The organism is Pseudomonas cichorii (assembly GCF_019719005.1).
Classification (GTDB): domain Bacteria; phylum Pseudomonadota; class Gammaproteobacteria; order Pseudomonadales; family Pseudomonadaceae; genus Aquipseudomonas; species Aquipseudomonas cichorii_E.
In genome coordinates, this window is record NZ_JAIGPJ010000016.1 from 72,386 (window position 1) to 95,039 (window position 22,654).

15 protein-coding genes are annotated in these 22,654 nt (G+C 59.0%); 7 read left to right on the forward strand and 8 right to left on the reverse strand.

All coding sequences use genetic code 11. The annotated features are described in order from the left end of the window. Positions 1 to 3: 3 nt before the first annotated feature. Entirely contained in the window at positions 4 to 1,443 is a 1,440-nt protein-coding gene (locus K5D32_RS13945) for a TolC family outer membrane protein (RefSeq protein WP_221536622.1), read from the forward strand. 68 nt (positions 1,444 to 1,511) lie between these two features. Here K5D32_RS13945 and waaA read toward each other — a convergent pair whose 3' ends face one another. Then, positions 1,512 to 2,783, reverse strand: a complete 1,272-nt coding sequence (waaA, locus tag K5D32_RS13950; RefSeq protein WP_221600651.1) for a lipid IV(A) 3-deoxy-D-manno-octulosonic acid transferase — start codon at positions 2,781 to 2,783, stop codon at positions 1,512 to 1,514. Between the two features lie 136 nt (positions 2,784 to 2,919). On the opposite strand from waaA, the gene K5D32_RS13955 reads away from it, so the two are divergent. The 4 genes from K5D32_RS13955 to K5D32_RS13970 are packed head-to-tail and all read left to right on the forward strand — an operon-like array spanning position 2,920 to position 6,287. Continuing rightward, positions 2,920 to 3,252 (forward strand): multidrug efflux SMR transporter, encoded by a 333-nt coding sequence (locus K5D32_RS13955; protein ID WP_221529993.1) that lies wholly within the window; start codon positions 2,920 to 2,922, stop codon positions 3,250 to 3,252. 48 nt (positions 3,253 to 3,300) lie between these two features. After that, positions 3,301 to 4,476, forward strand: a complete 1,176-nt coding sequence (locus K5D32_RS13960; protein ID WP_221536615.1) for an FAD-binding oxidoreductase — start codon at positions 3,301 to 3,303, stop codon at positions 4,474 to 4,476. Further along, entirely contained in the window at positions 4,473 to 5,288 is an 816-nt protein-coding gene (locus tag K5D32_RS13965; protein WP_221560942.1) for an aldo/keto reductase, read from the forward strand. The genes K5D32_RS13960 and K5D32_RS13965 overlap by 4 nt, the downstream gene beginning before the upstream one ends. Before the next feature lie 36 nt (positions 5,289 to 5,324). After that, the gene (locus tag K5D32_RS13970) at positions 5,325 to 6,287 is read left to right on the forward strand and encodes a metal ABC transporter ATPase (protein ID WP_221577016.1); all 963 of its coding nucleotides are present in this window, start codon (positions 5,325 to 5,327) and stop codon (positions 6,285 to 6,287) included. A gap of 45 nt (positions 6,288 to 6,332) precedes the next feature. Here K5D32_RS13970 and hldE read toward each other — a convergent pair whose 3' ends face one another. The 4 genes from hldE to msbA form a co-directional block, all read right to left on the reverse strand. Then, positions 6,333 to 7,754: a bifunctional D-glycero-beta-D-manno-heptose-7-phosphate kinase/D-glycero-beta-D-manno-heptose 1-phosphate adenylyltransferase HldE gene (gene hldE, locus K5D32_RS13975; protein ID WP_221600653.1), complete on the reverse strand. Its 1,422-nt coding sequence runs from the start codon at positions 7,752 to 7,754 to the stop codon at positions 6,333 to 6,335. Between the two features lie 70 nt (positions 7,755 to 7,824). Beyond that, positions 7,825 to 9,252, reverse strand: coding sequence for a PIG-L deacetylase family protein (locus K5D32_RS13980; protein ID WP_221600655.1), 1,428 nt, complete (start codon positions 9,250 to 9,252; stop codon positions 7,825 to 7,827). 14 nt (positions 9,253 to 9,266) lie between these two features. Continuing rightward, complete coding sequence (locus tag K5D32_RS13985) at positions 9,267 to 10,163, reverse strand: GNAT family N-acetyltransferase (protein WP_221593258.1); 897 nt, start codon at positions 10,161 to 10,163, stop codon at positions 9,267 to 9,269. After that, the gene (gene msbA / locus K5D32_RS13990; RefSeq protein ID WP_221577019.1) at positions 10,163 to 11,950 is read right to left on the reverse strand and encodes a lipid A export permease/ATP-binding protein MsbA; all 1,788 of its coding nucleotides are present in this window, start codon (positions 11,948 to 11,950) and stop codon (positions 10,163 to 10,165) included. Before msbA ends, K5D32_RS13985 begins: the two co-directional genes overlap by 1 nt. A 57-nt stretch (positions 11,951 to 12,007) precedes the next feature. Here msbA and K5D32_RS13995 point away from each other — a divergent pair, with 57 nt between their 5' ends. Then, positions 12,008 to 12,601, forward strand: a complete 594-nt coding sequence (locus K5D32_RS13995) for a lipopolysaccharide kinase InaA family protein (RefSeq protein ID WP_260407384.1) — start codon at positions 12,008 to 12,010, stop codon at positions 12,599 to 12,601. 15 nt (positions 12,602 to 12,616) lie between these two features. On the opposite strand, the gene K5D32_RS14000 is transcribed toward K5D32_RS13995, so the two are convergent. From K5D32_RS14000 to K5D32_RS14010, 3 genes are read right to left on the reverse strand one after another with little or no spacing between them, the layout of a single operon-like run. Further along, complete coding sequence (locus K5D32_RS14000; RefSeq protein ID WP_221600657.1) at positions 12,617 to 13,573, reverse strand: glycosyltransferase; 957 nt, start codon at positions 13,571 to 13,573, stop codon at positions 12,617 to 12,619. Next, complete coding sequence (locus K5D32_RS14005; RefSeq protein WP_221593169.1) at positions 13,573 to 14,469, reverse strand: glycosyltransferase family A protein; 897 nt, start codon at positions 14,467 to 14,469, stop codon at positions 13,573 to 13,575. Before K5D32_RS14005 ends, K5D32_RS14000 begins: the two co-directional genes overlap by 1 nt. After that, positions 14,462 to 16,216, reverse strand: a complete 1,755-nt coding sequence (locus K5D32_RS14010) for a carbamoyltransferase (RefSeq protein ID WP_122321512.1) — start codon at positions 16,214 to 16,216, stop codon at positions 14,462 to 14,464. Before K5D32_RS14010 ends, K5D32_RS14005 begins: the two co-directional genes overlap by 8 nt. Before the next feature lie 290 nt (positions 16,217 to 16,506). On the opposite strand from K5D32_RS14010, the gene K5D32_RS14015 reads away from it, so the two are divergent. After that, entirely contained in the window at positions 16,507 to 22,614 is a 6,108-nt protein-coding gene (locus K5D32_RS14015; protein ID WP_221600659.1) for a membrane-targeted effector domain-containing toxin, read from the forward strand. Positions 22,615 to 22,654: the final 40 nt, after the last annotated feature.

The following is a 22,654-nucleotide window of genomic DNA, read 5'->3' on the forward strand; positions in this document are numbered from 1 at the left end:
CTCATGTTGCGCAAACTTTCGTTGGTCATTGCCGTGTCGTGTGCCTACAGCGTACAGGCCCTGGCAGCGGATGCGCCTCTTCCGACCAAGACCGGACTGGTCAATGTCTATCAACAGGCCGTGGACAACAACGCCGACCTTGCGGCTGCCCGTGCCGATTACGACGCCCGCAAGGAAGTGGTGCCACAGGCCCGCGCCGGCTTGCTGCCCAACCTGTCGGCCAGCGCTCAGGCCAACAACACCCGCACCAGCATCGACCAGCCCAGCGCCATTGCGACCCGCAGCGGCACGGTTTATCAGGCGACCCTGAGCCAGCCGATCTTCCGCGCCGATCGCTGGTTCCAGTTGCAGGCCGCCGAAGCCGTCAATGAGCAGGCTGCACTGGAACTCTCGGCCACTGAGCAGAACCTGATTCTGCAGTCAGCCCAGAGTTACTTCGCGGTATTGCGCGCCCAGGACAATCTGGCCTCGACCAAGGCCGAAGAGGCCGCCTTCAAGCGGCAACTGGATCAGGCCAACGAACGGTTCGATGTCGGCCTTTCCGACAAGACCGATGTGCTGCAAGCCCAGGCCAGTTACGACACCGCACGAGCCAACCGGATCATCGCGAAGCGTCAGGTGGATGACGCCTTTCAGGCGCTGGTGACCCTGACCAATCGCGAATACAACTCCATCGAAGGCATCGTCCACACCTTGCCGGTGCTGGCGCCGATCCCCAACGATGCCAAGGCCTGGGTCGATACCGCAGCGCAACAGAACCTCAACCTGCTGGCCAGTAACTATGCCGTCAGCGCAGCCGAAGAAACCCTGCGCCAGCGCAAGGCCGGCCATGCGCCAACCCTTGATGCGGTCGCCACTTACCAGCGTGGCGACAACGACGCACTGGGCTTCAGCAACCCTAACTACACGGGCCGCAACTATGGCGGCGATGTGGAGCAACGCAGCATCGGCGTGCAGTTGAATATCCCGATCTACAGCGGCGGGCTGACCAGCTCGCAGGTCCGCGAAGCCTATTCACGCCTGACCCAGAGCGAGCAGCGCCGCGAAAGCCTGCGTCGTCAGGTGGTGGAAAACACCCGCAACCTGCACCGAGCCGTGAACACCGATGTGGAACAGGTGCAGGCCCGCAAGCAGTCGATCATTTCCAACCAGAGCGCCCTGGAAGCCACGGAAATCGGCTATCAGGTCGGGACCCGCAATATCGTCGACGTACTCGATGCCCAGCGTCAGCTCTATGCCTCGGTGCGTAATTACAACAACACCCGCTATGACTACATCATCGACAACCTGCGCCTGAAACAAGCGGCTGGTACCTTGAGTCCGGGCGATTTGCAGGACCTGTCGCGCTATCTGAAATCCGATTACAACCCGGACAAGGACTTCCTGCCACCGGATCTGGCAGCAGCAGCGCAGAAAAATTTCGAGAAGCCGGCGCAGCGGTAAGAAATGCCAAGCCCGCGTGCAGGAGCGAATTTATTCGCGAAGGTCAAAATTCGCGAATGAATTCGCTCCTACAGGCGCTGGGCGATGCCATCCAACAGGCGCTGCAACGCGCCTTGATTCGCCTTCATCACCCCAAGCCCTGCATCGGCCATGCTTTGCGCTAGCTTCGGCTGATCGAAAAGCCTTTGCACCGCCACTGCCAGCGCAACCGAATCGCTCACTTCTTCCAACGCTCCCGCCTGACGCAGCAACGCGGCAATTTCCAGAAAGTTGAACAGGTGCGGGCCGCTCAGGACTGGCTTGGCCAATGCAGCAGGTTCCAGCAGGTTGTGCCCGCCATTGGGCACCAGGCTGCCGCCGACGAAGGCGCTGTCTGCCAGGGCATACAGAAACAGCAGTTCGCCCATGGTGTCGCCCAGCAGCACTGACGTATCCGGCGTAACCGCTTGCCCGGACGAACGCTTCACCGTGGTGAAGCCTTGCTGCAGACATAACTCATACACGCTACTGAAACGCTCGGGATGACGTGGCACCAGAATCAGCAAGGCATCGGGATGGCTCGACAGCAACTGACGATGCGCAGCCAGAACACTTTCGTCTTCGCCAAGATGCGTGCTGGCCGCAATCCAGACCGGTCGCTGCGTGGCCTGCCATTGCTCGCGCAATTGTGCGGCCTGCTCAGGCAGTTGTGGGTCAATGCTCAGATCGAACTTGATCGAGCCGGTCACCGTCACGCATTCAGGACGCGCACCCAGGTCACGAAAGCGCTGGGCTTCCGCTTCGGTCTGCACGGCAAACCCGCTCATGGCTGCCAGCATCGGGCGGGTCAGCCCTGCAAAGCGTGCATAGCCGCGAGCCGAACGCTCCGACAGCCGCGCATTGGCGAGGACCACGGGAATGTTGCGCTTGGCGCATTGGTGAATGTGATTGGGCCATAACTCGGTTTCCATGATGATGCCGAGGCGAGGCTGCACATGGTCCAGAAAACGACCCGCCGCCCACGGCAGGTCATAAGGCAGATAGCAGTGCTGAATGCGCGGCTCACTGGCGAACATCGCCTTGATCCGCTCCGAACCTGTCGGGGTCATGCAGGTCACAGTAATCGGCAACGCCGGGTATTGCGCCAGCAAGGCACGAATCATGGGAGCAGCGGCGATGCTCTCGCCCACCGACACCGCATGCACCCAGATACCGCCGCGCTGCATCGCAGGCAGACCGACAGCGAAACGCTCGCCGATTCGCTGGCGATACGCCGGTGCCTTGCGCGCTCGCAACCACAGCCGCAGGGCAACCAGCGGCAAGCCAAGATGAAACAACAGGGTATAAAGAGTTCTATTCATGGGCGCGGAGTTTATCAGCACGCCTCATCAAAGCCACAGCCTCGTGCAGGCGTGAACACACTTGCCCGTGGCGTTTGGAATGCCATGGCAGCCTGAAGAAATCGCTAAGATACGCAGCCTTTAAAGGAGAGACACCATGACTGCCTACTATCTGCTGGCCATCGCCATCTGCGCCGAAGTCATCGCCACCACCTCCATGAAAGCCGTCAAAGGCCTGAGCACGCCACTGCCGTTGCTGCTGGTGATCGCTGGCTACGGCATTGCCTTCTGGATGCTGATTCTGGTGATGCGCACGATTCCGGTCGGCATTACCTATGCCATCTGGTCGGGCATGGGGATCGTCATGGTGAGTATCGCGGCGTTCTTTATATACGGGCAGAAACTGGATCTTGCGGCGCTACTGGGCATGGGCATGATCGTGCTTGGCGTGGTGGTGATTCAGTTGTTCTCGAAAACCGCCGGGCATTGAAATCGCGATCCCCTATAATGGCCCATTCTTCACGCCACTGAGGTGTCCATGCCATCTGCTATTTCCACTGACGTCCTGATTGTCGGAGGCGGTGTTGCCGGTCTCTGGCTCAATGCCCGGTTGCGTCGTCAAGGGTTCTCGACAGTCCTGGTAGAAAGCGCGAGCCTGGGTGGCGGGCAAAGCCTGAAGTCCCAGGGCATCATCCATGGCGGTGCCAAGTACGCCTTGCATGGTGCGCTGTCGGGTGCCTCCGAGGCGATTGCCGACATGCCGCGTCGCTGGCGTGAATCCCTCAGCGGCACTGGCGAGCTGGACCTGTCCGGCGTGCGCCTGTTGTCCGAGGCCCACTATTTATGGTCGCCCGGCACTATCGCGGGCAACCTGACCAGTTTCTTCGCCAGCAAGGCTGTGCGCGGGCGCGTGGATCAGGTCAAGGGCGAGCAACTGCCGCCCGCGCTGCAAAACCCGAAATTCAAAGGCAAGGTGTATCGACTGGCCGAACTGGTGGTCGATGTGCCAAGCCTGATCGAGCGTCTTGCCGAACTGGCCGGTGACAGCCTGCTCGCTGCCCAGCAGATTGAGCCGCTGAATGAAAATGGCGAGCTGGCAGGCTTGCGTGTGGATGGCCGGGAAATCCGCGCCCAGCGCGTGGTACTCAGCGCGGGCGCAGGCAATGCCGACCTGCTTGAAGCGCTGGGTGTTTCCCAGCCTCAGATGCAGCGTCGTCCTTTGCATATGGTGCTGGTCAAAGGCCCGACCCTGAAACCGCTGTACGCCCACTGCCTCGGCGGCGGCCCCAAGCCGCGCATTACTGTCACCACTCACCCGGCAGCAGATGGCCAGTGGGTCTGGTATCTGGGTGGCGACCTTGCCGAAGCCGATGGCGTGGCACGCGAGCCTGCGGCCCAGATCGCGGCAGCCCGCAAAGAGCTTGAATCGCTGCTGCCATGGGTCGACCTGAGCCAGGCGCAATGGGCCACCTTGCGTGTCGATCGTGCAGAACCGGCGCAATCGGGTCTGGTAAGGCCGGACAACGCTTTTGTGGATGTCCAGCAGCGCCTCATGATCGGCTGGCCGACCAAACTGGCATTGGCACCGGACTTTGCAGACCGCGTCCTGGCCGCCCTGTCGAAGGATGGCATTCAGCCGACACCACAACCAGCCATGAACGACCTGCCTCTGCCACCTTTGGCGATACCTGTCTGGGATGAACTGCTGCCATGACCGTGAAAACCCTGCACGACCTGCATCGCCCGCTGGGCAGCACCGGCCTGAGCATTTCGCCGCTGGGCCTGGGCACCGTCAAACTGGGCCGCGATCAAGGCGTGAAGTACCCCAATGGCTTCACGATCCCCGACGATCAGCAAGCGCAGATGCTCTTGAGGATGGCCCGTGACATGGGCATCAACCTGATCGACACGGCCCCGGCCTACGGCACCAGCGAGGAACGCCTCGGCCCGCTGCTGCGCGGCCAGCGTCAGGACTGGGTGATTGTCAGCAAGGTGGGAGAAGAATTCGTGGAGGGACAATCGAGCCATGACTTCAGCGCCGAACATACACGCTTGTCGGTGGAGCGCAGCCTGAAACGTCTTGAAACCGATTTCATCGACCTGGTTCTGGTGCATTCGGACGGCAACGATCTGGCGATTCTCAACGATACAGAGGTCTATCAGACCCTTGCCGAGCTCAAGCGTGAAGGCAAGATTCGTGGTTTCGGTTTTTCCGGCAAGACGGTCGAAGGAGGCCTGCTGGCATTGCGCGAAGGCGACTGTGCGATGGTCACCTACAATCTCAATGAGCAGGGTGAAAAACCGGTTCTGGACTACGCTGGCGCTCATGGCAAAGGGATTCTGGTGAAAAAGGCACTCGCCAGCGGTCACATATGTCTGAACCCAGGAGTCGACCCGGTACAGGCCAGTTTTCAGTTGCTGTTTGAACATCCGGGTGTTGCCAGTGCTATTGTCGGGACCATCAATCCCCTGCACCTGGCTCACAACGTTGCATGTGCAGCCGCTGTGATTCGCCGTCAAGCCTGATGCAGGCGGCCGACCCCAACGCAAGAAGGAGCCGATATGCCGCGAACCCTGATCCGCAAAAACCCCAGCGACTTCAAGACCCTGCCGTTATTTGTCGAAGCCACTCCCGATAGCCTGAGTTATCAGAGCGTCGGGATGCCGTTGAATTTTTCCCAGACCCTGCAGCGTCGCCGCAAGATCGAAGTCCCGGACAACGAGCGCTTCGCCACGGAGCTGGCCAATCTGGGCGTGTCGATACGGCTGACCCTTAACTGGCAGAATCGCGATTACTGGGTGCTGGTCAGGCAACGGCGCCAGGACCGTGGCGATGTGGTTCTCAAGCTGATTTCCGGCTATGTCCCGGCTCACGAAATCACCCTGCCCCTGCACACCGCCATTCAGGAAGTCGCTGAAGAGTGCCTGATCGAAACGCCTCAGGGCTGGCTGAGCGGGCGCTTCAACGACACCTGGTTACCGGCGCCTTATGCGGCTGCGCTGCACTATCGCGAGGCCATGCCTTTCCGTCTGAGTTCCCTGTCGGGCGCGGCACGTCCGGTGCGTTGCGCCAGCATGACCCTGATCGAGCGACCACGTGCCTACGTGCATTTGCCGACCGCGTCGCTGCAACTGATTTACGACATGCGCCTGGAGATTCCCAAGGAAGCACGCCCCCTGAGCCTGTTTCATGTGGATGAAACCCTGGAAAAAGAGCAACTGGTCGCCCGCCTCAATCGCAGCAAGCCCGACCTGTATCTGATGCCTCTGGAAAACGGTGTGCCGCTGCCCGAGCTTTATACCCTCAAGCAGGACAAGCTGGCGCCGGTCAGTACACGCGGCCTGTACCTGGCAGAAAGCTTCGCCGCCCAGGATGGCTGGGTGGTACGCGAAGAGCGGATTCGCTGGAAAGACTGGCTCCGGCAACAAGGCCTGACGCCACCGCCCAGAAAGAGCGGCCTCAAGAACCTGACCGGCAAGGCCAGGGAATTGCTGCAGATGGCGCGCAAGAGCCTGAGTAAATAACCTGTGTGGGAGCGCCGCCCGATTCGCTCCCACCGATGGTCCGCATCACTGCCCGCGGATTTTCTCGACAATGGCGGTGGTCGAGCTGTTTTCCACCAGCCCCAGCACTTTTACTTCACCACCATAGGCCTGGACGATTTCAGCGCCGACCACTTGGTCGACCCCGTAATCACCGCCTTTGACCAGCACGTCGGGCTTGACGTGGCGCAGCAGGTTTTCCGGGGTGCCTTCAGGGAAACTGATCACCCAGTCCACAGCGCCCAGACCGGCCAGAACGGCCATGCGGCGGTCAACGCTGTTGATCGGACGACCCGGCCCTTTGAGGCGACTGACGGAAGCATCGTCATTGATTGCGACGATCAGTCGATCACCTTGAGCGCGGGCCTGTTCCAGGTAGGTCACGTGGCCTGCATGCAGGATGTCGAAGCAGCCATTGGTGAAGACGATTTTCTCTTGATGAGCACGAGCATCGTCAATGGCCAGCAGCAGTTGCTCAAGCCCTAAAACGCCCCGCTCGGAGCCTTCTTCACGCTGAATGGCACGACGCAGTTCCGGAGCGCTGATCGCCGCAGTACCCAGCTTGCCGACGACAATACCTGCCGCCAGATTCGCCAGAGCCACGGCATGAGGCAGGTCTTCGCCGGCAGCAATGGCAGCCGCCAGAGTGGAAATGACCGTATCGCCAGCACCGGTCACGTCGAATACTTCACGAGCGCGAGCAGGCAGGTGCAAAGGTGGATGGTCGAGACGCAACAGGGTCATGCCGTGTTCGCCACGGGTGACCAGCAACGCGCCCAGCTCCAGTTCGCTCATCAGTTTCGCGCCCTTGGCGACCAGATCGCTCTCGTCGACACAATGGCCGACGATGGCTTCAAACTCGCTCAGGTTCGGGGTAATCAGGCTGGCACCACGATAGATGGCAAAGTCCTTGCCTTTGGGGTCGGCCAGCACTGGAATGCCACGATCACGCGCAGCCTTGATCAGCACCTGATGGTTTTTCAGCGCGCCTTTACCGTAGTCGGAAAGCACCAGCACCTTGATGCCATCGAGCAGGGTATCGACTTCCACGCTCAAGGCCAGGGCGTCGGTCATGAAGGGTTCTTCAAAGTCGATGCGCAGCAATTGCTGGTGACGGCTCATGACCCGCAGTTTGACGATGGTCGGCTGATGGGCAATACGCTGGAAGTGCGCACGCACACCGGCAGCCTTCAGGCTGTTGGCCAGGCTTTCGGCGGCTTCGTCTTCGCCGGTCACACCGACCAGCGCGGCAGGCGCACCCAGGGCGGCGATGTTCAACGCAACGTTGGCAGCACCGCCGGGACGGTCTTCGATCTGATCGACCTTGACGACCGGCACCGGCGCCTCAGGAGAGATCCGTGAGGTACCACCATGCCAGTACCGGTCGAGCATGACATCGCCGACCACAAGGACAGGCGCTTGATCGAAACGCGGCATGGACAACTTCATGGAAACTCCAGGGGCAAAAAACGACGCGGATCATAACATAGCCAATTTGGCTCAAGACGCCAGCAAGCAGCTATACCTTTTCAGCGCGGGTGCGAGGTTTGACATCCTGCACCCAGAACAGCTCATGGCGCCGTACAGCCTTGCGGAAAAACTCGTTACTACCTGTAACAGGCCAGCGCCTGCCAGCCAGCAACTGCTGAATCCACCGCCGGACCTGCTTTTTGAAAGGCAACGGATCCTGCAGGTCATGCTGCATGGCCAGGGCCATTGCCTTGTCCATGCGTTGAGCGCCATCCAGAAGGATGCTGCAGACAGCCAGAGGCGTCATCGCAGCCGTCGCCGGTGGCAGGGCTATACCGTAATCTGCCGGCCCCATGGGCCAGCGGTCATTGTCATGCAGGTGATTGGCATACAACAGCAATGTACTGGGTCGCCATTCGCTCAACTCGATGGCCTGCAGCAAGGCCTCGGTCGCGGCGACATGGTCACGGTGAGGATCCAGCTCCAGATGCGGCGTGACAACTACTTGCGGTCTGAAATGTTCCAGAACACGCACAATGTCAGCCACCAGATTGTTCCACGTCGCAAGACCGTCAGCCTCGGAAGGCAGACCAAAGGCCGAGGCCTTTCGCCAGAGACGGATATCGCTCTCCCCTGACTCGCGGGAGCCGAACGGCACGGTGGGCTGCGCCTGCATTTCAGGCAGACGTAAACAGTAATAACCCAACTGGACACAATGATCCTGCGCAACGCCGCCCCACAAAGGCACGGCCAGGCTGTCCCAGGTCCGCAGACGCCCCTTGAGCACCGCAGACTGTTCAGCGTCGAGACCAAAGCGACGGTAGCTCTCGGCTTCTATCTCGCCCTGGGTCAGGGTCATGATCGCGGCGTCAGGTGCGCGACTGTAAAGACCGAAGGCCGCAAGTTCTGCATCATCGGCATGAGGGGCCAGCACCAGAAGCGATTGAGCGCTGTAATCGGGATTGCTCATGGCATAGAGCGTGAACGAGCCAACAGCCTTGCAGCGGTGCGGGACAAGTGAAAGCGTCCCTTGCATCAATGCCGCTTCCTGGCCTGTCAGGTTCAGGTAGCGCCTGCCTGCGCCCCCGCGCTCGAAATCCTGACGATCGTTGCCCACCCGCACATAAGGATCAAGCCAGCGCCCCAGCCAGTTGGCCTTGAGTTCAACAGCCAGAATCAGGGTGTCGCTGCCTGACAGTGATGCTCCGGCCGACAGTTCCAGCATGCCGTTGCGCAACCCGACTTCGATGACCCGGGCGCTGTCCGGAAAGTCGTAGCAATAGTCACTGTCAGGCTCGTAGAACAAGTGATCTGCAAACCAGGCCTCGTGAGCCACCCAGGCCAGAAGCACAAGCACGGGCGGCACCCACCATGTAACAAGAACACCCACCAGCACCAATGCAATCAGCACTGAAACGGCCAGGTAACGCTTACGTCGCCTGTGGCGCTTCAGCAACTCGTCCTTACGCCCGCTCATGGCAGCCCTCATCTTTAAATCTGATACACCGGGTGAGTGTTACACCAGCGGCTTTTGTATTCCCGGTCTGCGCGACCAAACGAATAACGCAATGGCTTGCCCAGGGAATCGGCGTGTTCCCATTGCGACTGAGTGTTCACAAAGCTCAGCACACTGCCGGGGCTCAGCTCATTGAACTGCGGATCGACGCCGCCATTCACATACTCAAGGCTCACCCACTCGGGAGCCTCGACACGGTACAGCACCTGTATCGCGGCAGGACGGTCGGCAACGTACACGACAGAACCTGTCATGAACTCCCGCAGAAGGGAAAACACCTCGATCAGGTGGTCTTTGCCGGGCACATCAAAACCCCAACGCTTGTGAAAAAGATCGGCGTAGATCGATGCCTGTTCCTGCGAGGTCAGTTCACTAATCGGGCGAATAAGCCCACCAGCCTCCTCCAGCAAACGCTGCTCGCGGCGCTGGTTATAACGAAACTTCTTGCTGTATTCCTCGGGGCGACGAGCCATCGCCAGGCCTTCGGACTGAAGGCGCAGGTTGCCGATCCGGCCGCTGTTGAGTTCCGAGATATAACGCATGCGATGGCGCACTGGCACGATGCAATCTGCCGCCACGGGCAGGATGATCTCGGAGTTGCCCAGATCGAACATGCCACGCAATCCCTTGCGCTTGGTGACATCACGCGAAAGCGCAATATGACGCCCCCAGGCTGGCAGCCCGGCAATCGCCTGGCCGTCACGCACCACGGCCAGGTAGCGCACGGGGATGCCGACCAGCGATGACAACCGTTCTATGACCTGAGGATGGGTGGCAACACTGCCACCATAACGCTCCCAGATCCGGGCATACTCGCTTGCATCAACAGGGGTCCAGCCACGCTCACGCCAACTGCGAAGATGCCCGAGAATCAAAGGGCGCCTCCTGTAACGCCCTCGCTTTCTTCCTTGAAATCCTTCTCGTGCAGACGTGCGTAGTAACCATTGAGAGCAAGCAATTGCTCATGGGTGCCGCGCTCGACAATCTGCCCACGGTCCATGACCAGGATCAGATCGGCCTTTTCAATGGTCGTCAGGCGGTGAGCAATGACCAGTGTCGTGCGTCCCTTGACCACTTCATCCAGTGCCGCCTGGATATGGCGCTCGGATTCGGTATCCAGTGCCGAGGTCGCTTCATCAAGGATCAGCAGTGGCGCATTTTTAAGCAGGGCACGAGCAATCGCCAGACGTTGACGCTGACCACCGGAAAGCAGAACACCGTTCTCGCCCACCAGCGTCTCGTAGCCCTGAGGCATCTGCACGATGAACTCGGCGGCATAGGCGGCTTCGGCGGCCTTTTGCACATCTTCGATCGGCGCACCGGCAAGATCGCCGTAAGCGATGTTGTTGGTGACGGTATCGTTGAACAGGGTGACCTGTTGGTTCACCAGCGCGATGTGCTGGCGCAGATTGTTCAGTTTGTAATCTTCGACATCGACACCATCGAGAAGGATCTGCCCTTCGCTGTGGTGGTAGAAACGAGGAATCAGATTGGCCAGTGTGGATTTCCCGCTACCCGAGCGCCCCACCAGCGCGACCATTTTCCCAGGCTCGGCCGTGAAGGAAATATCCTTGAGTACAGGCGTTTCGACATTCGGGTAGGAGAACGTCAGGTTTCGCACTTCCAGACGGCCGGAGATGCTCTCCTGCTCGCAAGTGCCGCTGTCCACTTCAGGCTCTTCGTCCAGTTGCTCGAAAATGTTTTCGGCAGCCGCCAGGCCCTTCTGGATAGTCGCACTCACTTCCGAAAGCTGACGAATCGGCTTTGGCAGCAGACCTGCCGCAGTGATGTAAGCGATCAGTTCGCCAGCAGATGAGTCGCCGCGCATGTACAGCACCAGATACATCAGAACCGCCATCGCCACATAAATGACCAGTTGCAGCATCGGGGTGTAGATGGACTGCGTGCGGGTCATCCCCAGGCTGCGGTTCATGTTGCTGGCGCTGGCATCCTGAAAGCGCTGTTTCTCGTAGGTTTCGCCGCCGAAACTGCGTACAACCCGATAACCCTGAATCGCCTCTGAAGCGACATGGGTAACATCGCCCATCGCTTCCTGGATTTTCTTGCTTTGCTTGCGAAATTTCTTGCTGGCGCTGCTGACCATGACCGCGATGATCGGCAGGATGGCCAGCATGACGAGGGTCATTTTCCAGTTGCTGTAAAGCAGGTAACCGATCAGGAATACAACCGTGAACCCTTCACGAATCACCACTTTGATTGCATCGGTGGCCGCACCGGTCACCATGGTCACGTTGTAAGTAATACGTGAGATCAGATGGCCCGAATTGTGGTTGTCGAAATAACGATTTGGCAGGGTCAGCAGGTTATCGAACAAAGAGCAACGCAGGTCATGAACGACGCCGCGAGCCACTTTTGCCAGGTAATAGTTACCCAAAAATGAGCCTATGCCTTGGTAGACCGCAATGAGTACAATCAGCAGCGGCACCCCGAGGATCAGCGACACCCCGAGAAATTTGGTGCCGCTTGGCTCCTCCAGGGCGTTGAGAAAGTGTTTGAGCATGTCGGCCAGCATCGGCTGACTGGAGGCGAACAAAAGAAAGCCAATGATACTGACGGCAAACGCCCTCCAGTAGGGGAGCACGTATTTCAACAATCTCAGATAGATTTTCATGCTTGACTGCTGGGTAGAACTGGCCATTAAAGCGCCCCGTACCATTCATAAGAGAGACAGATGCGCATTGTAACAGCGAACCAAATGCAAGATTGGCTAACCGAAGGGACCGTTCTGGAAAAAGACAGCCATGGCCCCAAGGTCATCAGCCTTGCCAGCGGTGAGCTATTGAAGATTTTTCGCAGCAGGCGCCATCCGTTTCTGGTTCGTTTGAACCCCGATGCTCAACGTTTCTATCAGCAAAGCTGCCGCCTGCGCGAGCGCGGCATCAATACGCCACAGGTCAACGATGTGTTCTGGGTCGAGCCTTCCAAAGGCATCAGCGCATGCCTGTATCAACCTTTGCCCGGCACGCCTCTGGACTCGCTCTACAAGCAGTCGTTCAAAACTTTCATGAACCTGCTGCCTGAACTTGCCCGCTACATCCACTTCCTGCATCAACGAGGCATCTATTTCCGCTCGTTGCATCTGGGCAATGTGCTGCGTACGCCCGACCAGGGTTTTGGCCTGATCGACTTCCTCGACACCCGTTTCAAGAGAAAGCCGCTCAGCAAGTCGATGGTAAGACGCAACTTCCAGCATCTGCAGAATTACCTGCGGCGCAGCAAGATTTCCGACTTCCCGTGGGACGAGCTCATGCGTGCTTATGAAGTGGCAGCGAATCAGGCAAGGGCCTGAGAAAAGCCGGAGCGATTATCTTCCGAGCCTGAACATCAGCCGGTCAAAGAGGCTCATGGCTTCAGGCTCCGGGAAGTCCTGCGAAAGGTGCCGAAAAACGACTTCGGACTGCTTGAAGTAATCAAGATACTGCTGCGCAAAAAGCAGCCCCTGCTCCCCGACACGGGCAAGCAGCGCGGGATCACTGCGTAACAGTGCCAGCTTTTCCGAAAACTCCTGTTCATTTTCGTAGAGCATGGCATTGACGCCATCCTCCAGGCCGATCGCCTGCTCTTCGCCCTGCCCCTGGCGGTAAGCCAGCAATACACAGCCGCAAGCCATGGCCTCGAAGTTCTTCGCCATGTATTCGCCAAGCCCGATATCCGCACTGACAAATACCCGGATGCGATTGAGCGCTTCACGGTACTCGTCGCCGGGCGCTGTTCGCATGAGCTCAAGCTGATAGCGCTCAACGGCACGCTGCAGGAAATCCCGCCGCTCACGGTACGTATCACTGCCCAGACGACCGATGAATCCCAGCTCGATATCACGCTCGATGCCACTGACGTATAACGAGGAAGAGTTATAGCCCTTGGCCAGAAAGTGGGCATCGACGCCCATTTCACGAAAGCGTTCGGCGACTCGAAAGCCGGTCATGATCACCCTGGCGTTGGGTATCCTGCGATAGAAAGCGGAAAACTTCCCCTGCCACCGCGAGCCGGAAATGAACTCCTGACAGGCATCTTCCTCGTAGATCAGCAGCCCTGAAATACGCTTGAGGTGGCGAGCCTGCCTGCACAGGTAGCGAAAGAGCAGATCGACCACAACGCGGTCATAGAGCGAGAAATCGATCCCGCTCAAGACACGGCCAAGCTGCTTATGCTGATCACGGTCGACGTAGCGCACTTCCACATCGCCAAAGCGCTTGAGACCCTGCCATAGCTGGCGGTTATCGGGCTCTCTCGGCGTGCAGCTCAGGACCAGAATGCGCATCAGCGCTTCCCGAACTTGAGCGCCTTGCGCACGTAACTCCACTTCAGAGCCTGCAAGGGGCTGAAACGAAGAGCACGCAGGTAATAGCGACGCGCTACGGAGTAATCGCCAGCCAGTTGAGCGGCGCGAAACAACGAGAGATAGACCTGAGCCGAATAGCGAGGCAGAAGAACACGGCACTCGTCCGGCAGGTGTGCGAATACTTCCTTGATCAGCCCTGTGGCCACGCTTTCTTCGTCGGCACGGCTATGGCGCAGGCTGTCGGCGTGCTTGTAGATACGCGCAATCGGCTGCTGTACCAGCGCAACAGGTGCGCTGACCAGGACGTAGGCAAACACCGGAATATCCTCGCCCGAGCGCAGGCTTTGCGGATAAGGACGCTGGAGCAGAAGATCCCGCCGCAACAGGGTGCAGCAATGGGAAACAGCGATTTTCTTCTGCAACAGATAGCGGCGAATCAACTGCTCCGGGCTGCCTTGAGCCGGTGTCGGCTGGCGGACCCGCTCACGCCCGTCCGGGTAGACCGAAACCTGCCCACCCAGCACCAGCCCGACGTCAGGGTTATCCGTCACGGCCTTGCGCAACGCGGCCAAGGCATCCGGCAACAATTCGTCATCGGCATCCAGCATCAGGGCATAGCGGCCCCGAGCCAGACGCACGCCATGGTTACGCGCAGCAGCCGCACCGGCATTGGCCTGATGAACCACGGTCAAGCCACTTGCGTGGCGAGCCTGATAGTCATCGAGCACCTGCCGGGTGTCGTCGGTGGAACCATCGTTGACGACCACCAGCTCAACATCATCTGCCAACTGAGACAGCACCGAATCAATCGCTCGCGGCAACAACGAGGCATAGTTATAGGCCGGGATGACGACGCTGATCAGTGGCTCAGGCATTCTCGTACGTATCCACGCCGTCCTTGACGACCAGAATGTCTTCCATGATCAGGTACTGAAGGTCAGACCCGAAGAACATGTTCAGTGCATCGGTCGGCGAGCAGATCATCGGCTCACCACGACGGTTGAGCGAGGTGTTGAGCGACACACCGTTGCCGGTCAGGTTTTCCAGTGCCTTCATCATGTCGTAGTAGCGCGGGTTGTATTCGCGCTTGAGCACCTGGGCACGGGACGTTCCGTCTTCGTGGACGACTTCCGGCACGCGGGTCTTCCACTCTTCAGCCACTTCAAAGGTGAAGGTCATGAACGGCGCAGGATGATCGATGGTGATCATCTGCGGTGCCACGGTGTCGAGCATCGACGGGCAGAAAGGCCTCCAGCGCTCGCGGAACTTGATCTGTTCGTTGATGCGGTTGGCAACGCCCGGAATGCTCGGGCAACCGATGATCGAACGACCACCCAGGGCACGCGGACCGAACTCCATGCGTCCCTGGAACCAGGCCACCGGATTGCCTTCGACCATGATTTTCGCAATGCGCTCAGGCGTGTTTTCGATCTGACGCCAGACCGGCTTGTTCGGGTGACGGGCGCAGGCTGCGATCACGTCTTCGTTGCTGTAGGCCGGACCGAGGTAGACGTGTTCCATCTTCTCGACCGGTACGCCACGGGCGTGGGACACATAGGCGGCTGCACCGACCGCCGTACCGGCGTCGCCGGACGCAGGCTGAACGAACAGTTCCTTGACCTCGGGACGGGCAATGATGCGCTGGTTCAGCTTCACGTTCAGCGCACAGCCGCCCGCGAAGGCGATCTTGCCGGTTTCCCTGAGAATGTCACCCAGGTAGTGATCCATCATTTGCAGCGCCAGTTTCTCGAACAGCGCCTGCATGCTGGCGGCGTAGTGGATGTAAGGCTCATCGGCCACATCGCCCACACGCTTCGGACCCAGCCACTCGATCAGTTTCGGCGAGAAGTAGAAGCCCTTGCCGTTCTCTTTATAGCGACGCAGACCGATGACGTTGGCCAGTTCCGTGTTGATCACCAGTTCGCCGTTTTCAAAGGTCGCCAGACGCGAGAAGTCATACTTGCTGGCATCGCCATAAGGAGCCATGCCCATGACCTTGAACTCGCCGTCGAGCATCTCGAAGCCGAGGAACTCGGTGATCGCGCCATACAGGCCGCCCAGAGAGTCCGGATCGAAGAATTCCTTGATCTTGTGGATCTTGCCGTTTTCGCCATAGCCGAAGAAGGTCGTGGCGTACTCACCCTTGCCGTCGATACCCATGATCGCGGTCTTTTCCTTGAAACCGGAGCAGTGGTAAGCACTGGAAGCGTGGGCCAGGTGGTGCTCGACCGGCTCGATCTTGATCTTTTTCGGATCGAAGCCCAATTGCTCGAGGCACCAGACGATCTTGTTGCGATAGCGTTTGTAGCGGCGGTTGCCCATCAGCAGCGCATCGAGTGCGCGGTCAGGTGCGTACCAGTAGCGCTTGGCGTAGTGCCAGCGAGCCTTGCCGAACAGGCTGATCGGCGCGAATGGAATCGCGACCACATCGACGTCCGAAGGCTTGATGCCTGCCTGCTCCAGGCAGAACTTCGCCGACTCGTAGGGCATGCGGTTCTTTGCATGTTTATCGCGAACGAAACGCTCTTCTTCAGCCGCCGCAATCAGCTTGCCGTCGATATAAAGCGCTGCGGAAGGATCATGGCTAAGGGCGCCGGACAGGCCAAGGATCGTCAATGCCACTAGGGTCTAGCCTCTTTAGTCTGCATGCAGGCGCGTCGCGCCCGAGAAAAGGTGTGCCCCCCGCACAGCGGGCCAGGGACAGCTAAAGCGCGCGATTATAGCGTAATGACCGGGGATTTGGCTCGGGGGACTGAAAGCCGATCGGAATATCGTCGCCAGACGACTTTGCATCCAATAACTATCTACAGCGTCGCTGCGCACCGTTTCTGATTGATTGAGGCCCATCACAGTCGGCCCGACGGCCCTCAATCAAACCTCAGCGCTTGAAGTGCTCAACGGAAAGTAGACACATGGAAACATTGCCCCCTTCAACCGGGTTCCCCGACGATACCTTGCCTGCGGCTTCGGCTGCCCTCAAAAGGCTCGCTGAACTGAGCGCCAGCCTGCTCACTGATCTCAACGCACTTCCAGCCGTCGATGACGACCTGCTGGATGCGGACGCCTCACGGCAAGAGCAGGAAACCGTCCGCCTGTTGCAGCGTATCAATGACTACTGGGACGCGCCCAATGCATCCGACGGAACCCGCTACGAGAAATTTCTGACCGGCATGCAACAAGCTCTGCGAGACGAACTGAGCATCAAGATCCACGAGCGCGATCTCGCCGCGCACTATATTGCGTGCCTGCCAGCCTCGCGCCGTCGGTCGGATAACCCTCAGGCAGTTCCCGCCAGAAACTTTGCCTTGCAGGTGCAGCTTCAGGAAAACGAACAGGCCGAAGTGGCGGGCGCACTGGTGATGTCCCTGGAACAGGGACATACCCTGCTGGTCTTGCCAGGCATTGGAGCCACAGGCTTCAGCAGCCAGACAGAGATGCGCGAAACCCTCGCCAACTGGCTCAATGACCCGACGTTGAAAGATGCGCTGTTCAATTGCTTCGAGCAGCACCATCAGGACGTGCTGACAGCCATCGACAACGATCCAGACCTGCATCTCGAACCCTTCACGGCCAAAGACCTGCTACTCAAGCCCATCGTTGGCGCGCCCTACGCCTATGCCATGAACAGGCTGCTGGATAAACAATATGCAGATATCCGCTACGCCTGCGCGCTGACAACACCCGATGACAGAACCAAACGCCGGACGCTTATCCAGGAAGCGATCAGCATGCGCGGCCTGTTCGGTCCCGCCGCGATACTGGAACTGCGAGAACTGGCCTCTCTGGAGAGCCGCTACCGCCGCAGCCTGCCGGACTGGATCAAGATGGCCAGTCAGGAGGATCGCAGCGCCTATGCCGAGCGTCTGCAACAGTACGAACAGGCTCGCACAGTCACGATCAGTGCACTGAATGCGGCAGCTTCACCGGAGCAGTTTGCCGTAGCGCAACTGCGCACGAGACTGGCCAACGACCTGGGTTACGACCTGGACCCGAGCACGATCACGGCAAGCACTCAGCGCAGCCTTCCAGTGACAGGCGAACCTTACACAGTGACCCGCTCATTGGCAGAGCTGGCGCTGTATGGCCTGCATCCTGGCGACGGCCAAGCCGGTTCGGCATTTCTCGAACATACGACGTTCAGCCTTGAAGGCGCACCGCTGGCAGCAGAGTACTCATCCTTGACTCCAGCTTATCTGGCCAGGGCCATCAACGAACTCGACCTGCGCATGACCTTTGCTGAGTTTCAACAGACGGAATACCGCAAAGCGCACAACCAGCAGCTCATGCACCTGCTGACTCGCCGGCAGGTAAGCGCCCTGGCTTACGCCGCGAAGATGCAGGGCCATATCCGCCCCGAGGATTTCACCGCTGTCGAAGCCGTGACCAACCCAGAGCGGGCCACAACGGATTTTCGATTGATCGTCCAGCAGGTCAAGCTGAACCGCCGGATATTGAGCAAGCTACTGATCGTTCGCCAGGAAGCAACAACCGGCCAGCTGGCGCGCCTGATCATGGTCGCGGTCGACGCCCCGCAGACTCAGTGCTTCTGGGCCTTTGACAATGAAACCCAGCTGCGTAACGAACTGGTCAGTTGGGTGACCTCGGACAAGCGGTGTGAGTACCTGCTCAAGCAGGTGGAGGTGGCGGATCGCGACGGGCTTGCAGCGCAACTGGCAGCCTTGAAGCTCAAACCCTATCCCTCGGCGGACTTCCTTGAGCTGGTCAGCCTGTCGAGCTTTGACACGGGCCTGCATATTCTCGCCGAGCAGCACATTCGTGTGGCGCTGTCCGAGCAGAAACGCCACACACCTGACTGGTTTCGACAAGCCAGCGCCGCACAACGCCAGGAACTGGTAGCCCTGGAAGACGCTGCCAACGGCGCACGCAAGAATTACGACGCCAAACCCCATACCCACATGCAAGCGTTCAAGGCCTATACCCATGAACGGGCCAGCAAACAGATCAGCAAACTGCTCGGCGTACCGGTCGGCCACGTAGATCCCGACCTAGTTGTGATCAGCAGCGAACGCGAGACGATTACCTACACCGACATGCTGCTCAATGGCTACGACGACAGCATCGGCATCATCCGCAGTACCGCCGACACCCAGGCAACCTTTCGTGGCCCGGAGGGCGTGAACCTGAGCGCACTGTCGCCTGTAAAAGTCGCCGAGTCGGTACGCAACCAATGGCTGGCCGATGACTACATCGCCCTCGTGAACAACACCCTGCTCAATGCGGGCTCACAAGGCTATGAATACCGCCGCAAGACCAGCCTGCTGATGACCCAGCTACAGATGAAAGCAGCGGCCTTGCGCAGCCTGCTCAAGGGGCATATCAGCGCGACGCAGTATCAATGGCTATGGGACTCCATCGACCACGCTCATCTGAGCGATGCCAAGACTCGCGAGCAATACCCGCTGTATCCGTTGCAGATCCATGTGGACAAGCCCTTTATCGCTTCCGGCGTGGGAGGCATCGATCAACTGGTCATTCCCGACACCAACCTGATTCACGTCGAAACAGTGCAAGGCTGCATCGCCATCCTTCCCATGTCCATCAGGCAGGCGTCGCTTCTCTACACGCCACAAGCACCAGACGGCATAGAGTTTCGTCTGTTCAGCAGCTTCACCGATTCACTCGGCACACCGGGCATGATCGACTACTACAAGGACCGCTGCCGCCTCAAATCACGCAAGGCCCTGTCGTTCTTCCTGAGAGACATGCAGAAGGGCAACGCCAGCAAGGCACCTTTTCTACCCAGGGAATCCATTTCCGACTTCGCCGACACCTGCTTCAATCGCCCGATCCTGCGCAAACTGCGGGATGTGGAAGAAACCACCACCGGGCGCAATGACATGCTGGCCAAACTGATATGGGTCAGCATCGAGGTGATAGCCACCATTGTCACTCTGCCCTTTCCGCCTGCCAGCTTTGCCGTGGGTGCCTTGCTGTCCCTGCATGACACAGTTCGTGCGCTCCAGTCCTTGCGTGACGGCGACAGCGAAACCGCCAGCGCCTACATACTGACCGCCATGCTCAACAGCTTCGGCGCGGCAGGTGATCTGCATTCAGGCCTCAAGGGTTTCGGCGGCGTGGTACGCCAGATCGGTCCGCCACCTTCACCTGATTCGGCACTGCGCCCGGCGAAGCGAACGCCCTCGTTACCCCGCTACGAAGACCTGTATCCCATAAACCTGCACGACGAAGCCCTTCTGGTCGGCAAACCGGATACCAACGGTTACTTCCCGGTCCTGCGCACTATCAGCAGCTCCTCGACCGAGGTCAGTAGCACCGGACAATTCATAAAACCCGGTGCCCGCGGCACATGGCAAACGCCGGCCCCTTCACTCGATACCGCATCCGCCTCCGCTACGGGCGTGCGCGACGGGCTTGAAGTGCATCTTTCATTGAGTAACGTACCGCGTATCGGCGACGGTCACGCCAAAGGCATCAGCACAGTCAACGGCAGGCAGTACATCGAGCTTTCCGGCAAGACCTTTGAGGTCCAATACGACGCGCAGATCCGCAGTTGGCAGATCATCGACCCGGCCAACCCGTTCGCTTTTTTCGGCAAGCAGCCCGTATACCTGGATGAACACGGTACATGGCAGCTCGCTGACCGTCAGCAGTTACGAGGCGGCGGACGGGACAGCCCGCAGAACTACAGACCGTTGCCAGAAGCAGAAGCCACCGGCACAGGCACGACGCCTGGCGACTACGAGTTGCCGGCACAGATGCAACCCCACATGGAGCTCATTATCAGCGGAGAGGGCTATGACCCGAGCGGGCTGGGCATGATGCAGTACTTTGAAACCTACTTCGTGGAGATGCGCCTGAGATTCACCGTCCTCAGGGAAAAGCTCTACCACGATGCCCATGCCTTTTTCAGTGCGCCGTCATTACCACCACGCCCTTCATTACCGACGCTTGAGTCCGGGGCAAGCCTCGACACGCTGTTCGAGAGCCTGCTGGCACACAATAGCGGCCTGGTCCTGAGCGAAGCGCCCAGGTCGGTCGCCAGCAAACGCCTGCTTATCCAGAACATGCCTCTTCTGGCCAAGGAACGGGTCGAGATTCTGTACATCGAGCATCTGTTCACTGACAAACATCTGCCAAAACTTGCCCGCTATCGCCAACTGGGCAAGAAGACCCGCTCCGGCTCCCATGAAATCAAGGAGCATCTGGAATACATCAACGACAAGGCCCTGAATAACCAGACGACAGAGTACGACTACTACCACCTGATCAAGACCGCCCACAGACATGGCATCGAAGTGCGCCCGTTCAGTTCCTCGATCAGCTATCCGCTCATCAGGCACCCCGTAGCAGCTGCCGCAGGCGATACAGCGGCCAGCCAGAAAATGAGTAATTTCTTTGGCCATAAACTCATCAGCAGCGACGTGGCGAGTGAGCCATCAAGACGCTGGATAGTCCTTCTGGATGAAAAGCTGGCGACCACCCATGGCCAGATTCCTGGTATTGCCGAGCTTCAAGGCGTGCCCAGCGTTCATATCCAGGACGTTGCGAGCGGCAGCCCGACACGGATCAAAACCACTGCTGGCTCAACGTCAGCAGACTCGGCAACCCGTTGCGACTTCACGATAGAGTTCGCCAACCCGTTGACCATCCCCCCCGCAAAAACATTACCCGAGAGCACCCTGCTGGACATGGCTCTGTTCAAGGAACTGGGCAACAGGAAAAGCATCGAGAACCCAAAACTCTGGTCGGGCGAATACGGCTTTCGCTGGGGTGACACCAAGGGCTGGTTGCGTATAGAGCCCGATCACTGGACGCCCAACAGTCCATCGAGCGCCATTCAGAAGTCGCTGGCAGACGCCACGTACGAAGTCCCGCAGGAGAACAGAAGCACTCTGTATCAGTTGGCGAACTTCGAGCATAAAGGGCTGGATCAGCATTACTTTTTCATGGACCCGGAACTGAGCGCGGTACGGGGCCAGTTTTTCCAGGTGCGCGCCAAGCTGCAGGCCGATGCCCGAAATATCGCCGCCATCGAACTGCCTTCGCGCCCGAAACTGCCTAACGTAGAGCCAAAGGCTCCATTGCCGGACTTTCTACAGACGCTTTACCAGCACACCGACGGCGTAGTGATTGGCGAGTCTCACTCTTCTGTGGCCAGCAAAAAGCTGATTATCGACAACCTGCCATTGCTGTCGCAGCAGAAGGTCAAGACGCTGTACATGGAGCATCTGCTGGCTGACCTGCATCAAGCGGATCTGGACCGGTTTTTCGAGACCGGGCAAATGAGCAAGACCCTGCTGCACGACCTGAAAAGGCTCGACAGAGGACACTACACCGACCCGAACAGGATCTATACCTTCGAGCAATTAGTGCTCAAGGCCCAACAGAATGGCGTGGAGATCCGTGCGATCGACTGCTCGGCGAGCTACCACCTCAAGGGCATCATGGGAGGAGCGCCCACCACTCGTCAGCAAATGATGAATTACTTTGCGCACCTCACCATTCGCAAACATCAGGAAGTCATGGGCTCGCACAAATGGATCGCTCTGGTGGGCAACACCCACGCCAACACCTATCAGCAGATCATACCGGGCATCGCCGAACTGGAAGCAGGGATCGGCCTGCGCGTTATCGATACCCCGCCCGGACAATCCAGAGGCGTGATCCCCGATCCGGGCGACAGGATCAGACGCGGCCTGATCCCTGAAACCGTGCCGATCAAAAGCGATTATCTGGTGGAAATGGAAATCCCGGGAGCAACCAAGACCATCGTCATAAACCCTGCGCAAACGCTGCCCGTCGAACAGCGACTGACCCGGCCCGGAATGTTCCTGATCGAACAATCGGAGGACGGCCTGCAAACCATCGTCCACCGATCACGGGACACCTTCATTCACCGCACGCCGATACAGGTCAATGCCGAAGGCAAGCTCTACATCGACCGCCCGACCTGGACCAACGCCCACATGACGCCTTACAACAACATGTTTGCGCTGGTGGCGGCACTTGAGGAGTTGAACCTGATGCACGTGACCTGACTGGTGGCAGGCAAGTAAGGATCACAATTCGTGGGAGGGG

Excerpts from the sequence above, each read along its gene's own strand:
- K5D32_RS13980 (WP_221600655.1), bottom strand. The coding sequence starts at position 9,252 with ATGAGCGGGCGTAAGGACGAGTTGCTGAAGCGCCACAGGCGACGTAAG.
- K5D32_RS13955 (WP_221529993.1), top strand. The coding sequence starts at position 2,920 with ATGACTGCCTACTATCTGCTGGCCATCGCCATCTGCGCCGAAGTCATC.
- K5D32_RS14015 (WP_221600659.1), top strand. The coding sequence starts at position 16,507 with ATGGAAACATTGCCCCCTTCAACCGGGTTCCCCGACGATACCTTGCCT.
- K5D32_RS13970 (WP_221577016.1), top strand. The coding sequence starts at position 5,325 with ATGCCGCGAACCCTGATCCGCAAAAACCCCAGCGACTTCAAGACCCTG.
- K5D32_RS14000 (WP_221600657.1), bottom strand. The coding sequence starts at position 13,573 with ATGCGCATTCTGGTCCTGAGCTGCACGCCGAGAGAGCCCGATAACCGC.
- K5D32_RS13945 (WP_221536622.1), top strand. The coding sequence starts at position 4 with ATGTTGCGCAAACTTTCGTTGGTCATTGCCGTGTCGTGTGCCTACAGC.
- hldE (WP_221600653.1), bottom strand. The coding sequence starts at position 7,754 with ATGAAGTTGTCCATGCCGCGTTTCGATCAAGCGCCTGTCCTTGTGGTC.
- K5D32_RS13965 (WP_221560942.1), top strand. The coding sequence starts at position 4,473 with ATGACCGTGAAAACCCTGCACGACCTGCATCGCCCGCTGGGCAGCACC.
- K5D32_RS13960 (WP_221536615.1), top strand. The coding sequence starts at position 3,301 with ATGCCATCTGCTATTTCCACTGACGTCCTGATTGTCGGAGGCGGTGTT.
- K5D32_RS14005 (WP_221593169.1), bottom strand. The coding sequence starts at position 14,469 with ATGCCTGAGCCACTGATCAGCGTCGTCATCCCGGCCTATAACTATGCC.
- K5D32_RS13995 (WP_260407384.1), top strand. The coding sequence starts at position 12,008 with ATGCAAGATTGGCTAACCGAAGGGACCGTTCTGGAAAAAGACAGCCAT.
- msbA (WP_221577019.1), bottom strand. The coding sequence starts at position 11,950 with ATGGCCAGTTCTACCCAGCAGTCAAGCATGAAAATCTATCTGAGATTG.
- waaA (WP_221600651.1), bottom strand. The coding sequence starts at position 2,783 with ATGAATAGAACTCTTTATACCCTGTTGTTTCATCTTGGCTTGCCGCTG.